Below are 15,562 nucleotides of genomic sequence, written 5' to 3' on the forward strand. Positions count from 1 at the left end.
TTATGAAACAAGATAAACTATGATATATAATATAAAGGTTTAAATTGGAGTGATAATCATGGAGAGATTTAAAGAAGAAAATCAAAAATATAAAAAAGAATTCTTGAAATTGTTGGAGGAATGGGTAAGTATACCTTCCTTTTATGATAAAAATACTGTATCTAAAGATATGCCTTTTGGAAAAGGTGTATATGATGCATTAAAGTGGTTTGAAAATTTAGGTAGAGAAAATAATTTTACTGTTAAAAATATAGATAATCATGCTGTTTATATTGAATATGGAGATGGTAAAGATTATATAGACATATTTGGGCATTGTGATGTTGTAAATCCAGGAGAAGGATGGGATAGTGAGCCATTTAAGCTAGATATTATGGGTGACAAATTAGTTGCTAGAGGTGTTTCCGATAATAAGGGCCCTATGATAGCAAATTTTTTGGCATTAAAAATGATAAAAAGTCTAAATATAGATTTAAAGAGAAAAGTTAGATTAATTGCTGGAGGAAATGAAGAAAGTGGATTTAAGTGCATAAAGCACTATTATAGCAAAGAGCCACATGGTGTATATGGATTTACTCCAGATGCTAAATTTCCTGTATTAAATGGAGAAAAGGGTGGAGCGATAATAAAGCTAATGCTGGATATAGATGATAAATATCTAGATATAAGTGGTGGAATAGAGTTTAATACAATTCCAGACAAAGTGTATATCAAAAATATTGAAAATTTAAGTAATGATTATATAAATTCTGATTTTAATAATGTTTCAATAAGTTTTAATGATGGTAAGTATATTGTGAATGGGAAAGGTGGACACTCATCTAAACCTGAAAAAGCAATAAATCCCATATTAGATACAATTAAAATTTTAGCAGAAAATCTTGATGAAGATTGGGCAAAAGATTTGTACAGGCTAATAAATAAAGATAATATAGATGGAAAACTGTTTGGCTTAAATGTTGAAGGAAAATGTGGAATTCTTTCAATGGTTCCAACAATAATAAATATAAAAGAAGGAAAGCTTGAAGTAATTTTAAGTGTTAGGTATCCTGAAGTATTGACAGTTGAAGAAATAATAGAAAAATTTGATTTGTATATAAAAATAAATAATATTAATAAATTTAAGTTTATTGGGGAAAATTTAAAGCAAGCAAATTATATAGATGAGAATTCGAAACTTGTAAGACGTTTACATGAGATATATGTAAAGTATTCTGGAGACTCAAAAAGTGTTGTTAGAGTAACCAGTGCAGGAAGCTATGCAGCTGAAATGAAGAATTCAGTAATATTTGGGTGTGAATTTCCTGATGGTAGTTTTGGAAATGTTCATAGTGCAAATGAATTTGCCAGTTTAGATAGGTTTATAACTGCGATAGGTATCTATGCGGAGGCAATAGTTACATTATGCAATAATATATAAATACAAAATGTCCCTTATATAGACATATTATATATACAACTAAAATTTTATTTGATATATAATTGAAATCAAAGAGAAGGTGATACAATGATAACTAAGAAACATGCAGTAATAGTAAAAAGTTTAAGCAATAAAGATGGATATATGACATCAAATGAACTAGCTATTAAATTAGATGTATCTACTAAAACTATTAAAAGATATATAGCAGATTTAAATGGTATTTTGAGTAAGTATGATTTAGAAATAGATTCTTCAAGAGGTATAGGATATAAGCTAAGTGGCTCTAAAACCAACATATCAAAAGCTGTAAAAGAAGCAAATAAATATATAAATGGTTTCTTGGATGATTCTGAAGAAGCAAGGATGTCAAATATAATATGTATGCTGATTAACAGAAATTATATGAGTATAGAAGTAATGGCAGAAGAATTAAATCTAAGTATAGCAGCCATAAATAAATTATCTAGTAAGCTTAAAAGAAAACTTGAAAAGTATGACTTAGTTATAAAATCTAAACCTTATTATGGAAGCTATATATATGGTGAAGAAATTAATATAAGACAGTTGATTACTGATTATGCAATAAAGTTGGATGAGAAGAGTAAAATCAAAGTATTTTTGGATGATATCAGTGAAAACGATATAAATTGCATAGAAAGTATTTTAGAAAAGCATTTAAGAGAAAAAGAAACAATAATTTCAGATAAAGACTTTAATCTTTTACTTTCAAAAATAATAGTTTCTGTGTTTAGAAGTAAGAGAGGTCATAGCAAAAATATAAATTTAATAGATACAGGATATAGATTTCATAATTACAGTTTTATAGAAAAGCTTATGAAAGAAATATCTGATAAAGTTGGATTTAAACTTATTGAAGATGAAGTAATTTATATTTCCAATTATTCTGGTGTAATAGCATATAGAGGTGCACAAGGAATAAAAAATGCAAGTGAAATTGAAGAAAGAATAAGTAGCGTTATAAGTAGTGCTCTTCAAGATATACTGCTTATTTCAGGAAGTGACTATACAAAAGATGAAGAGTTTATGATAGCGATATCTGACCATATAAAGAGGTTTTTAAATAGAGCAAAAGCTAATATAAAATCTAATAATCCTCTGCTTCATCAAATAAAAGAGAAATTTCCAATAGCTTTTAACTTAGCTGTGTTTTTATCAAATAAGCTAGAAACTGAATTTAATTTAAAATTAGATGAAGATGAACTTGGATATATAGCTATTCACTTTGCTGCTTCAAATGAAAGAATGAAAAAAAATACAAGTAAGAAAATTTGTATAGTTTGTCATTATGGTATAGGCACAGGTCAGCTTCTTTCTGAAAAATTAAAGCAGAATATAAGTGACTTAAATGTTGTAGGTGTTTATCCATTTAGATATCTTGATATGGCAATAGGTCAAGATGTTGATTTGGTAGTATCAACAGTTGAATTAAAAGGATATGAAAAGCCAGTCTTATATATAGAAAATATATTTGATGATAGCCTAATTGAAAACGTAAACAAAGCCTTTTATGAAAAGGAAGAAAGAAGAAAAATAATAAGTAATATGTTTGATGAAAGAGCTTTTTTCAGTATAAAAGCAAATACAAAAGAAGAAGTTATACTTTCGCTTTCAAACAAGTTAAAAGAAAGAGACTTTATAGAAGAAAGCTCAATAAAAAGTATAATAGATAGAGAAAATATTTCATCAACTGAAATAGGAAATCTAGTAGCTATACCTCACACAATAGTGAAGGGAGATAAAAAATCTATAATCGGAGTTGGAATACTTGAAAATCCAATAATTTGGGATAAGCAAGAAGTTCAACTAGTATTTATGGTATTTTTTAATACTAAAGAAAAACATAATTTTTCAATATTTAAATACCTTTACAACTTTATAAAAGATGAAGGTGGAGTAAGAGGAATTATTAAAATATGTGACTTTAATAAATTAATGGCACTGATAGGTAATTAAGGAGGAAATTAACAATGGGAACAAACATATTTAACAAAGAATATGTATTTTTAAATACTGAGGCTAAGTCTAAGGTTGAGGTTTTAAAATTTATAGCTAAGAAAGCTAAAGACTTAAATTTAACAGAAGATGAAAATCTAGTATACGAAGGCTTAGCAGCTAGAGAAGAGCAATTTACTACAAATTTGGGAGAATCTATAGCAATACCTCATACTAAAAATGATGCAATTGAAAATCCAGCAGTAGTGGTACTAAAGTTTAATGATAATGTTGTTTGGAATGAAGGTGAGGACAATGTCAAATTGGCAATAAGTTTGCTTATGCCAGGAAAAAGTAAAGAAAACATACACCTTAAATTATTATCGTCTCTTTCAAGAAAATTAATAAATAAAGATTTTAAAGATTCTCTTTTAAAGAGTGATAATGTGGAAGAAATCGCTAATTTAATAAATGAAGCTTTAGGTTTATAGATAAATACTAAAGTTAAAATAAAAATAATTAATTAAAGTAAATAGGAGGAATTTAAAATGAATAAAAAATTAGTAGCATTATGTGCTTGTCCAATGGGACTAGCTCACACTTTTATGGCAGCAGAAGCAATAGAGCAAGCTGCAAAGGCATTAGGTTATGAAGCAAAAGTTGAAACTCAAGGTGCAGATGGTGTGCAAAATGAATTAACAAGAGAAGACATATTAGGAGCAACTATGATAATACATGCAGTAGCAATAACACCAGAAGGTATGGAAAGATTTGATGGTTGTGAAGTTTATGAGGTTGAATTACAAGAGGCTATAAAGAATGCAGAAGGTGTTATAAAGGAAATAGAAGAGGATTTAGGAATATAATAAATTTACTGTGGAGGAAATAGAATGGCAATCAAGAAAAAAGTTATAAACAGTTCAGGTGCTTCTACAACAGGAGGCAATAACGCAGGAAAAACTACTCCATCTAATCCAACTCAATCAAAGGGAAATGGAAAATGGAAAGAAATTAGTAAACATATAATGACAGGTATATCATATATGATACCAGTCTTAGTAATGGGTGGACTTATAGGAGCTTTATCTCAATTAATACCATATGCAATATTAGGGTTTGACCCATCTGTAGGTATAGTTGATGCTATGAACTCAGGTGAATTTACAGGATTTAAACTTAGCCTTTTAAACATGGCACAATTAATGTCAAACTTCGGATTTACTCTGTTTGGATTTGCAATACCACTATTTGCAGCATTCTGTGCAAATTCTATAGGTGGAAAAACAGCCCTAATCGCAGGATTTATAGGTGGATATATAGCTAATAAACCTGTAGGTGTACCACAATTCGTAGATGGACAATGGACAGAAGTTGTACCAGTTGCATCAGGATTCTTAGGTGCCATATTAATCGCATTTATAATAGGATATTTTGTAAAATGGTTAAATAAATCTATAAAAGTTTCTCATAACTGGTTAGCTTTTAAAACAACATTTTTAATACCACTAATAGCATCATTAACTTGTATGGTATTGATGATATTTATAATAACTCCATTTGGTGGATTAATTAATGAAAGTATGAAAAACTTCTTAACAGCAGCAGGAGCAGCGGGAGAATATGTATATGCAACAGCTTTAGCAGCAGCTACAGCATTTGACTTAGGTGGGCCAATAAATAAAGCAGCAGGATTCGTTGCACTTGGTTTGACTACAGAAAATGTACTACCAATAACAGCAAGAACAATAGCTATAGTTGTTCCTCCAATTGGATTAGGACTTACAACTTTATTAGATAAAAGATTAGTGGGAAGAAGAGTATATGATAGACAATTCTATCAAGCAGGAAAAACTTCTATATTCCTATCATTTATGGGTATATCAGAGGGAGCAATACCATTTGCACTTGAGAGACCAGGTTTTGTTATACCTTTAAATATCGTAGGAAGTATAATAGGAGCTATTACAGGTATAGTTTTAGGGGCAATTCAGTGGTTCCCAGAGTCAGCTATATGGGCATGGCCTCTAGTAGATAACTTATTTGGATATGTAATAGGTATAGCAGTTGGTGCTATATTCATAGCTGTAGGAAATGTATTTTACAGAAATAAATTAATAAAGGATGGTAAACTTGTTGTAGATTATATTGATTAATTTATAAATTTTACTATCTATAATAACCTTGGCTGGTAATATTGATTGAAACAATATTACCAGCCTTACCTATATGACTAATTAAGGATGGTGAAGATAAAATTATGAATAAAATAGAAAAAATAAGAAAGTATCTTAAAGAGTATAATGTAGATGGAATTCTTATTAATAGTTCTACCAATAAGTTTTATATTAGAAATCTATTTAGTTCATCAGGCTATGTTTTTATAACGAAAGATAAACAATATATAATAGTAGATTTTAGATACTTTGAAGAAATTAAAAGAAAATCAGATTTATTTGATGTTATATTAATGGATAAAAATAGAACGTATTTTGACATAATTAATGATATTTGCAGAAATCAAAATATAAAAGAAATTGGCTTTGAAGGAAGTGAAGTATCTTTTGACTCATATAAAAGTATGAATAACAAATTAAATGTAACTTTAAAATCAATTGATTTATCTACTTTAAGAAAAGAGAAAGATGAAGATGAAATAAAATATATAAAAAAAGCTTGTGAAATAGTAGATGCTACGTTTTATCATATAATTGACTTTATAAAAGTTGGTATGACTGAAAGACAAGTAGAAAATGAAATTGTAAGATTCATAAAAGAATTAGGCGGACAAAAAGAATCATTCGACACTATAGTTGCATCTGGTTTGAGAGGAGCCTTACCTCATGGAAAAGCTAGTGAAAAAATTATAGAATATGGAGATTTTGTTACATTCGATTTTGGAGCAAAGTATAATAATTATTGTTCAGACATTACTAGAACTATTTGTATGGGAACTACAAATAAAGAACTAGAAAAAATATATAATATAGTAAAGAAAGCTAATGAAGAGTGTATAAAGGTTTTAAAGCCAGGCATGACTGCTGGTGAAATAGATAAGGTTGCAAGAGATATAATTAGTTCATATGGATATGGTGATAATTTTGGACACAATCTGGGTCATGGTGTAGGTATTATGGTTCATGAGTATCCAGCATTAACTTCAGAATCAAATGAAGTATTAAAAGAAGGCATGGTTGTAACTATAGAGCCTGGTATATATGTGCCAGAACTTGGAGGAGTAAGAATTGAAGATGATGTACTTATAACTCAAGATGGGTGTATGAGATTGACTATATCTACCAAAGATTTAATAGTTGTAAATTAAAAATAAATTGTAGCTAAGTATTTTTATAATAATAAGAAAAGACGAGGTAAATTTAAATGTATAATTTTGATGATAGACCAGATAGAGTAAGTGAAAAGTGTAGAAAGTGGGATTTAAATATTATAAGAGATAAATTTGGATATATTAAAGAAGATTTTGTACCAATGTGGATTGCTGATATGGATTTTAAAATACCAACAGAAATAGAAAGTAAATTTATTGAAGCTGTAAAAAGAGGTGTATTTGGATATACATACTGTTATGATGAATTTTATGATTCAGTTATTGGGTGGCAAAATGATATGCATAAAGTAAATGTAGAAAGAGAATGGATTACATTGACTTATGGAACTGTGTCAACACTTCACTATGTAGTACAAGCTTTTTGTAAAAAAGGAGATAGTATAATATTAAATACACCAGTTTATGACCCATTTGAATCATCAGCTAAAAAGCAGGGTGTAAATGTAGTTTGTAATACATTAGATGTGATAAATGATAGATATTATATAAATTTTGATAGATTAGAATCTCAAATTAAAGAAAATAAACCTAAGTTAATGATGTTTTGTACACCACATAATCCATCAGGAAGAATTTGGTCAATTGAAGAAATGACGAAAGTAGCAACTATATGTAAAGAAAACAATGTTATTTTAGTTGCAGATGAAGTACATGCAGAGCATATTCATTATGGCGAATTTAATTCTATTCTTAAGCTTGAAAGAGAACTTTTAGAAAATATTATCCTATTGACATCACCAAATAAAGGGTTTAATCTTGGAGGATTAAAAACCTCTTATTCAATAGTTATAAATAAGGATATAAGAGATACTTTTAGAAAGAAACTAAAACAAAATTCTATAACTTCTCCAAATGTATTTGGAATAATAGGATTAATAACAGCTTATGATGAATGTAGAGAGTGGTTAAGGAACGTAAATGAGTATATAAAATCAAATTATGAACTTTTAGAGAATTGGGTAAATAAATATGAGAAGATTAAACTAATGAAGATGGAATCGTCTTATTTGGCTTGGATGGACATAAGCAATCTAGGACTAAGTGCAAGTGAATTTACAGATAGGTTAGCTGTCAATACAGGAGTGCTAATAGAAGATGGAAGTCACTTTGTAAAAGATGGAGAAAAGTATGTTAGGATAAATTTAGGAACTCAAAAAGAAAATGTAATTGAGGCATTAAATAGAATGGATTTGTTTGTAAAGTCGTTATAAAAAGTTAGTTGAGTTATTATTAAAAATAAAAAATGTAGGTTGTTTCAAAGATGTACTAAAAAAGATTAAAAAATAAGGTTTATAGACATCAAGATGTAATTCAATTATAAAATTAAATATGTTTAATGATAGGCATTTCTAATGAAATGTCTATTTTTATATATATTTTGTAAAGTTTCCTTTACAAAAATAAAAGCAAGTGGTATATTATAAATGTAAAGGAAACTTTACAAAAAGGAGGCAATCTTTTTGAAAAATCGTGTAGAGGATTTAAGAAAGAAAAAAGGTCTTAATCAAGAAGATTTTGCAAAAATTCTTAAGGTTTCAAGGCAGACGATTAGTTCTATTGAAAATGGAAAATATAATCCATCTTTAGAACTTGCATTTCAAATATCTGATTTTTTTGAAATGTCGATTGAAGAAATATTTTTATGGAAGGAGAAATAGTTCATGGAAAAGAAAAATTTAAGAATAGGAATTGTATTTGTAGTTTTAGGTGTTATTTTCTTGTTTCTTTGTTTAATGAATGGTGATAAGTTAGGTTCTTTGTTTGCTGGACTAGCAGGAGGCTTTGGATTTGGTGGAATTTCTGCCATTTATCGTTACTTTTACTGGAATAAGCATAAAGAAGAATACAAAGAAAAGCTCGAAATAGAAAACATTAATCTTCATGATGAAAGAAATGTTATGTATAGAGATAAAGCAGGAAGATATGCTTACATTGTATGTATGATAATAATTCCTATATCTGCTTTTGTTTTCTCTGTACTAAATGCATTAGATATATACAACTCATTGGTAATAATCATATATTTATTTGTTTTGTGGATTGTTTTATATGTTGTAGGAGTTATTTATTATCGAAAGTTAAAGCGTAATGGGTAGTGTTTTATACAAATCAAGCTATAAATATGGTATATACATAAGTACAATTTGTTTTAGACTACTTAGTATATACCATATTTTATATAAAACTTAAATTTACATTAGTTATATTAGAGTTATTTAAATTTGTATGTATAAATTTGTATGCATAATAGATATAGTTATTATTTAAACTCATTATTTATTGAACTTTTTAATAGAAAAAGCTTTGTCTGTAAGTTTAAAATTATTTTGTATGCCATTAGTTAAATATACTTTTTTATCTTTGGTTATAAATATAGCATCTACATTATCAATACTATTAATTAAATCCATACCTTTTTCAAGTCCAAGTCCAAATGTAGAAGTGGATAAAGCATCACAATTAATAGATTTATCAGAGATTATTGTAACACTGCTTAAGTTGTTTTCAAAAGGGTATCCTGTAAATGGATTTAACATATGGTGATATATTTTACCATCTTTTTCTATAAATCTCTCATAAATTCCAGATGTAACAACAGATTTATTTGTAGTTTCTATATTCCCTATAGATTCTCCATTTTTGCTAGTTGGGTCTTGAATACCAATTTTAAAAGGTTTGTTATTTTTGCTATCTTCTAAAGTAAATATATTACCTCCCAAGTTTACTAAAGCTTTTTTTATACCTTCTGATTTCAAATAGCCTACGATTTTATCAGCAGCATATCCTTTAGCTATTGCCCCTAAATCAATTTTCATATCTTCTTTAGCTAACTTTATAGATTTATTTTTTTCATCTAATATAATATTTTTGTAATCAATGAGCGGCAGAAGTTCGTTTATCTCAGAGTCATTTGGGACTTTAGCCTTGTCTGTTCCAATTGCCCATAGATTGGATAGTGGACCAACTGTTATATCAAAGTATCCATTTGACAACTTAGAGTATTCTATAGCCTCTTGTACAACAAAAAATGTATCATCAGAAACTTTGACAAAATCTTTACCAGCATTATCATTTATTTTAGAAACATCGCTTCCTGGTATATGGGTACTCATCTTGTTATCAATATATCTTAAAATTGAATCACATTCATTTAAAATTTTATCACTTTTTGATTCTTTTATATTAAATATAGTAACTTCATTTACTGTACCAAGGTAATAGCTTGTCTTACTATATTTAGTATTTTGACTTGAACTCCTAAAAAATGAAAATAAAATTAATGCTAAAATCAATATCACAAAAATAAATGTGATTTTTTTCTTATTCATGGTATATTCCTCCTATGAAATTGTGTTATTATCTTATTATAGCATAATTTCATAGGAGGACAAAAAATGAAGAAAAAAGACATTCTTCTTATTTTAGGTGTTTTGATTGTTATCACAGCATGTTATGGAATAATAAATGTTATAAATTCTAAAAATGCTGGAAGTATTGAAATTTATGTAGATAATAAATTGTATAAGACTGTTTCAATAAATGCCAAAGAAGAATTTAAAATAGAAAATAGAGGAGGGTACAATATAGTTAAAATTCATGACAAAGGTGTGGAGATAATAGATGCTTCATGTCCTGATAAGGTGTGTGTACATACAGGTTTTATAAACAAACCAAGTCAAAGTATAGTTTGTATACCTAACAGAGTGAGCATAAAAATAAATACTAATGAAAAGAATGACAATCAAGAGGACATAATTTCTAAATAAAACAATAAATAAAAATAGCTGAAAGGAATTGGTGATAACTATGGTTAATTTAGGAAACGATTGGAATGAATTATTAAAGGAAGAATTTGAAAAAGAATATTATTTAAATTTAAGAAAATTCCTTATAGATGAATATAAGACACGTCAAATTTTTCCTAATATGCATAACATATATGAAGCTTTAAAACACACTTCATATAAAGATACAAAAGTTTTAATACTAGGACAAGACCCCTATCATGGAGATAATCAAGCTCATGGTTTAGCTTTTTCAGTTCAACCACAAGTAAAAACTCCACCATCTCTATTAAATATGTACAAAGAGTTGAAAGAAGATTTAGGATGCTTTATACCTAATAATGGATACTTAATGCCTTGGGCAGACCAAGGTGTGTTACTTTTAAATACAGCACTTACTGTTAGAGCACATGAAGCCAATTCTCATAAAAATAAAGGGTGGGAAATTTTCACAGATAGAGTGATTTCTATTTTAAGTGACCGTGAAGACCCAGTAATTTTTGTACTGTGGGGAAGTAATGCGCGTAAAAAAGTAGAATTGATTGATACAAGTAAGCATTATATTTTGGAAGCACCTCATCCAAGTCCATTATCAGCAAGTAAAGGTTTTTTTGGATGTAAGCACTTCTCTAAGATAAATGAAATTCTCGAAAAGCTAGGAAAAGAACCTATCAATTGGCAGATAGAAAATATATAAAGATAAAAGGTAACAAAATGATAACAAAACAACAATAAACAATGACATTGTTGTAACTAATAGAAATATGCTTCAATAGTTGAAAATACTATGTATGCATATTTCTATTTTTTTGTCAAGTTGACAACTCTTGAAAAAATAGTTACAATTTAGTTACACAAAAAACAAAAAAGAAATTTACGAAGCAGAAGATTACGAAGCAAAATATATAGTGTAAAAAATTTGAGGGAGGAAATTTTATATGAATTTAAAGAAATTGAGTAATGTTAAAGTCTCGGCAATGGCGGTTGTTTTATCAGTTGGAATTTTATCTGGATACTCTGCACTTAATAAACAAGTAACATTAGTAGTAAAAGGAGAAGAAAGAACTGTATCTACATTTAGTTCTAATGTAGGAGACCTTTTGGAAGCCCAAAACATTAGCTATGATGGAAATGATATAGTTAGTTTGGATGTAAATTCAAAGTTATCTAATGGAGATAAAATAGAAGTAATTGATGTTAAGGAAAAAACAGTTGTAGAGACTAAAGACATTCCGTTTGAAGTTACAGTTGTTGAAGATAACTCTTTGTCAAAAGGAGATTCTAAAGTTAAAGAAGAAGGAAAATCTGGTAAAAGTGAATTAGTATATAAAGAAACTTATCACAATGGCAAGAAAGTAGAAAAGGAATTTGTGAAAAAAGTTGTTACATCTGAGCCAGTTAATAAAGTTGTAAATAAAGGAACAAAAGTAGAAATGCAAGTAGCTTCATCAAGGGGAGAAAGTTCAAGAAGGATGGCTTCATCTTCTTCAAGTAGTAGCAGTAGTAACAATGGTAGAAGTATGAGAGTTGTAGCAACTGCATATTCTGGTCATAGTATAACTGCAACAGGAACAAAGCCTAAGTGGGGAACAATAGCTGTAGACCCTAAGGTTATACCATATGGAACGAAAGTATATATACCTCAATTTGATATGGTATTTACTGCTGAAGACTGTGGTGGTGCGATAAAAGGAAATAAAATTGATATATTTATGAATGACTCAAAGACAGTTTATAATTGGGGAAGAAAAACTATAGATATACGTATATTAAAATAATTAAATAATTTATATTTATACTGGAAATTGTATTTTGATTAAATAGAGGAAAAATTCTTTATAGATAATTAAAATATGGTTTCCAGTTTTTAAGTTTATAAATATAGTTATAAATATAATAAGAAGATATATAAATATTAATTGCTATAGATAAAAACTATTTAAAATATGATTTGCTATCAAATTAATCTATAAAAATTGTTGCAAAGAGTCAAAATATATGATATTATAGATTTCGTTGAGAAACGTTTCGTTATGGGAGTGGATGGGTGCCGGTGTGCCCTCTAGTCTTCAAAACTAGTATGAGGGGTTAAGAGCCTCTTAGGTGGGTTCGATTCCCACGCATTCCCGCCAGTATAAAAGGTATCTTTTAATATTAAAAGATACCTTTTTAAATTTAAAAATTATTTTGAGATAATTTAGTTTTAGTAATATATAATATCTAGTATTATATAATGTAAATTTTCTAATACTAATATTAGGTATATAAAAGTCTAGGAGAGTGGAAAAATGGAAAATAACTTTACAACGAGAACTAGTTTTCTAGTTGGAGATGATGGTATAGAAAAACTTAAAAATTCAAATGTAATAGTATTTGGAGTTGGAGGAGTAGGTAGTTTTACTGTTGAAGCTTTAGCAAGAGCTGGAGTGGGTAATCTCACTATTGTTGATTTTGATGATGTAGATATAACAAATATAAATAGACAAATACCAGCATTACATTCAACTGTGGGAAAATATAAAGTCGATGTTATGGAAGAAAGAATTTTAGATATAAATCCTAATATTAATATAAAAAAAATAAGAAATCTTTATAATAAAGATACTAGTAGTGAAATACTAACAGAAAGATATGATTATGTTGTGGATGCAATAGATATGGTAAGCTCGAAGATACATTTAATTGAAACATGTGAAAAAAGAGGTTTAAAAATAATAAGTTCTATGGGTATGGGAAATAAATTGGACCCAACTAAAATAGTTGTTACTGATATACACAAAACAAGTACTTGTCCTTTAGCTAAAGTCATGAGAAAAGAGCTTAGAGATAGAGGAATTAAAAAATTAAAGGTGGTATATTCAACTGAACAACCAATAGAACTTAAAAAGAAAGTCATGAATGGTAAAAAGGTAACACCAGGTAGTGTATCATTTGTGCCATCTGTTGGAGGTCTAGTAATTGCATCTGTAATAGTTAATGAATTATTAGGGTAATAATACTAAATATTTTATCTATAAATTTTATGGACATATTTTAAAGGCTAAAAGCATCAATATAAAACCATTTTATGTTGATACTTTTAGCCTAGTTCTGTTATGTAGTTACAGTTTTATTTCTTATGTTAAGTGTCTATTTTATATTTGTGTTTTGTAAATATCATTTTACCATCACTATAAAAAACAATATCACCTATTTTATCTGTCCTATAAATTGATATATTGTTTTGTTTTAAATTATTGATAACTTCCTTATGAGGATGTCCATATTGATTTTTATATCCACACGATATTGCGGCTATATCTGGATGAATTTTTTCAATAAATTCTAAAGTAGTTGATGAATTGCTTCCATGATGACCGATTTTTATAAAATTGATGTTATCTAATTTAAAATAATGTAAAATTTCTTTTTCAATTGCTTCTTCAGCATCGCCCATAAATAAAAATGAGGTGTCATTAAAATTTAATTTAAAAACTATTGAGTTTAAATTAGGTTCTTCCTGTATATATGAAGGACTTAATACATATATATTTATATTGTTATCGATATTTAAAACATCATCTCTGTATAGATACTGTATAGATAGGTTTTTATCATTACAAGAACTTATTAGATTTTGATAAGCTTCACTTTCTGTTGATTGTTCAGGCATATAGATGGAGTTTACATTAAATTTTTTTATGACATTATCAAGACTTCCTATATGGTCTGAATCTGGATGCGTAGCTATTATTATATCAATGGTTTTTATTCTTTTTTGTTTCAAGTAACTAGTAACTATATTTCCACTATCTTCATCACCTCCATCAATTAATATATTTTTCTTTGTAGGTGTTTGAACTAAAAGACTATCACCTTGTCCAACATCTATCATATGTATAGATAGTAGAGATTTTTTGTCACAAGCACTTAAAAGTGATATTATAATAAGTATTAATAAAAAAATTTTATTTCTCAATAAAAAATCACTCCAGTCATTACATGTTTATATAATTTTATGATGGGTAATATAAGATATATGGGAACTATCCTATTTTATATTTTAGACAATATAAGTGAAATTAATACCATAACTAAATTGGAGTTTTTATAGATACAAAATAAAATTTTAAAAAATTAAGCAATAAAAAGGTAGGAGGATTTTATGTTTTTCAAAGATATTGAACTAAATTCAAAAAAGGAGCTAGACCCTTATTTTGATTTAGTAGATTATGAAGCTTGTGAGTACTGTTTTAGTACTTTATATATGTGGCAACATGTTTATAAGACAGGATACTATATAGGTGAAGATTTTGCTGTTTTAGTTGGTGAATATGAAGGAGATAGTTTCTCAATATTACCACTTGCTAAAAAAGACAAACTTCCAGAAGTTGTAGATTTTGTACTTGAGTATTTTTCACATAACAACAAAAAAATATACTTAAGAGGTATTACTACTGAAGTGGTAGAATTTTTAAAAGAAAAATACCCAAATAGATTTGAGTATATAGAAGAAAGAGATTTATTTGATTATATCTATGATGCAGAAAGTTTAAGAACGCTAGCAGGTAAAAAGAATCAAAAGAAGAGAAATCATATAAATTATTTCTTAAAAGAATATGCAGGTAGATATGAAGCAAGATTATTAGATAAAGAAAACTTCAATGAATGTTTAGTATTAATGAAAGAATGGGAAAGTAACAAAGAAGAAAATAACGAATTTGATGAAAGTATGGATGATGAATTAGTTGGTATCAAAAAGATATTTAACAATTATGATATTTTAAAAGATAAAGTAAAAGTATTTGGTGTATATGTGGATGGAAAATTAGAAGCATTTAGTATCGGAGAGCTTTTAAATAAAAACATGGCATTAATTCATATAGAAAAAGCCAATCCAGATATAAGAGGTTTATATCCATTTATAAACCAACAATTTTTAGTAAGTGAATTTAAAGATGTTGAGTTTGTAAATAGAGAAGAAGACTTAGGTATTGAAGGTCTGAGAAAAGCTAAACTTTCTTACCACCCTTGTAGATTTGTTGAAAAGTACAGTGTTAGGGAGGCTTAATAAAC

The 15,562-nt window shown here is 27.8% G+C and carries 16 protein-coding genes and 1 tRNA gene; 15 read left to right on the plus strand and 2 right to left on the minus strand.

From position 1 onward, the window contains the following. Positions 1-58: 58 nt before the first annotated feature. From IC213_RS01460 to IC213_RS01500, 9 genes are all read left to right on the plus strand, one after another. A complete protein-coding gene (locus IC213_RS01460; protein WP_227432543.1) occupies positions 59-1,420 on the plus strand; it encodes a Sapep family Mn(2+)-dependent dipeptidase in 1,362 nt (453 codons plus the stop codon). A gap of 87 nt (positions 1,421-1,507) precedes the next feature. Further along, positions 1,508-3,397, plus strand: coding sequence for a BglG family transcription antiterminator (locus IC213_RS01465; protein ID WP_227432544.1), 1,890 nt, complete (start codon positions 1,508-1,510; stop codon positions 3,395-3,397). A gap of 14 nt (positions 3,398-3,411) precedes the next feature. Continuing rightward, positions 3,412-3,867, plus strand: a complete 456-nt coding sequence (locus IC213_RS01470) for a PTS sugar transporter subunit IIA (protein ID WP_227862660.1) — start codon at positions 3,412-3,414, stop codon at positions 3,865-3,867. A 57-nt stretch (positions 3,868-3,924) separates the two neighbouring features. Next, positions 3,925-4,242, plus strand: a complete 318-nt coding sequence (locus IC213_RS01475) for a PTS fructose transporter subunit IIB (protein ID WP_227432546.1) — start codon at positions 3,925-3,927, stop codon at positions 4,240-4,242. A gap of 24 nt (positions 4,243-4,266) precedes the next feature. Continuing rightward, a complete protein-coding gene (locus IC213_RS01480; protein ID WP_227862661.1) occupies positions 4,267-5,529 on the plus strand; it encodes a PTS fructose transporter subunit IIC in 1,263 nt (420 codons plus the stop codon). A gap of 104 nt (positions 5,530-5,633) precedes the next feature. Then, on the plus strand, positions 5,634-6,698 hold the full coding sequence (locus IC213_RS01485) for an aminopeptidase P family protein (RefSeq protein ID WP_227862662.1): 1,065 nt from the start codon (positions 5,634-5,636) through the stop codon (positions 6,696-6,698). Positions 6,699-6,754: 56 nt separating this feature from the next. Then, positions 6,755-7,933, plus strand: a complete 1,179-nt coding sequence (locus tag IC213_RS01490) for a PatB family C-S lyase (RefSeq protein ID WP_227855364.1) — start codon at positions 6,755-6,757, stop codon at positions 7,931-7,933. Between the two features lie 249 nt (positions 7,934-8,182). Then, positions 8,183-8,380 carry a helix-turn-helix transcriptional regulator gene (locus tag IC213_RS01495; protein WP_227432550.1) on the plus strand — a complete coding sequence of 66 codons (198 nt, stop codon included), beginning with the start codon at positions 8,183-8,185 and terminating at the stop codon, positions 8,378-8,380. A gap of 3 nt (positions 8,381-8,383) precedes the next feature. Beyond that, positions 8,384-8,818 (plus strand): tellurium resistance protein TerC, encoded by a 435-nt coding sequence (locus tag IC213_RS01500; protein WP_227432551.1) that lies wholly within the window; start codon positions 8,384-8,386, stop codon positions 8,816-8,818. Positions 8,819-8,995: 177 nt separating this feature from the next. Here the strand turns inward: IC213_RS01500 and IC213_RS01505 are convergent, their stop codons facing one another. Continuing rightward, entirely contained in the window at positions 8,996-10,051 is a 1,056-nt protein-coding gene (locus IC213_RS01505; RefSeq protein ID WP_227432552.1) for an FAD:protein FMN transferase, read from the minus strand. 66 nt (positions 10,052-10,117) lie between these two features. On the opposite strand from IC213_RS01505, the gene IC213_RS01510 reads away from it, so the two are divergent. The 5 genes from IC213_RS01510 to IC213_RS01530 all read left to right on the plus strand — a co-directional run bounded on the left by IC213_RS01510 (position 10,118) and on the right by IC213_RS01530 (position 13,500). Next, positions 10,118-10,489 carry a NusG domain II-containing protein gene (locus IC213_RS01510; RefSeq protein WP_227432553.1) on the plus strand — a complete coding sequence of 124 codons (372 nt, stop codon included), beginning with the start codon at positions 10,118-10,120 and terminating at the stop codon, positions 10,487-10,489. A gap of 40 nt (positions 10,490-10,529) precedes the next feature. After that, positions 10,530-11,204, plus strand: coding sequence for a uracil-DNA glycosylase (locus IC213_RS01515; RefSeq protein WP_227432554.1), 675 nt, complete (start codon positions 10,530-10,532; stop codon positions 11,202-11,204). A 241-nt stretch (positions 11,205-11,445) separates the two neighbouring features. Then, complete coding sequence (locus IC213_RS01520; RefSeq protein WP_227432555.1) at positions 11,446-12,285, plus strand: G5 domain-containing protein; 840 nt, start codon at positions 11,446-11,448, stop codon at positions 12,283-12,285. A gap of 257 nt (positions 12,286-12,542) precedes the next feature. After that, positions 12,543-12,639 (plus strand) — tRNA-Sec (locus IC213_RS01525). A gap of 156 nt (positions 12,640-12,795) precedes the next feature. Further along, on the plus strand, positions 12,796-13,500 hold the full coding sequence (locus IC213_RS01530; protein WP_227432556.1) for a ThiF family adenylyltransferase: 705 nt from the start codon (positions 12,796-12,798) through the stop codon (positions 13,498-13,500). A gap of 128 nt (positions 13,501-13,628) precedes the next feature. On the opposite strand, the gene IC213_RS01535 is transcribed toward IC213_RS01530, so the two are convergent. Next, positions 13,629-14,465, minus strand: a complete 837-nt coding sequence (locus IC213_RS01535; protein WP_227432557.1) for a ComEC/Rec2 family competence protein — start codon at positions 14,463-14,465, stop codon at positions 13,629-13,631. A gap of 186 nt (positions 14,466-14,651) precedes the next feature. Between IC213_RS01535 and IC213_RS01540 the strand changes: the two genes are divergently transcribed. Then, complete coding sequence (locus IC213_RS01540) at positions 14,652-15,557, plus strand: DUF2156 domain-containing protein (RefSeq protein WP_227432558.1); 906 nt, start codon at positions 14,652-14,654, stop codon at positions 15,555-15,557. Positions 15,558-15,562: the final 5 nt, after the last annotated feature.

Source organism: Clostridioides sp. ES-S-0049-02 (genome assembly GCF_020658465.1).
Taxonomy (GTDB): domain Bacteria; phylum Bacillota; class Clostridia; order Peptostreptococcales; family Peptostreptococcaceae; genus Clostridioides.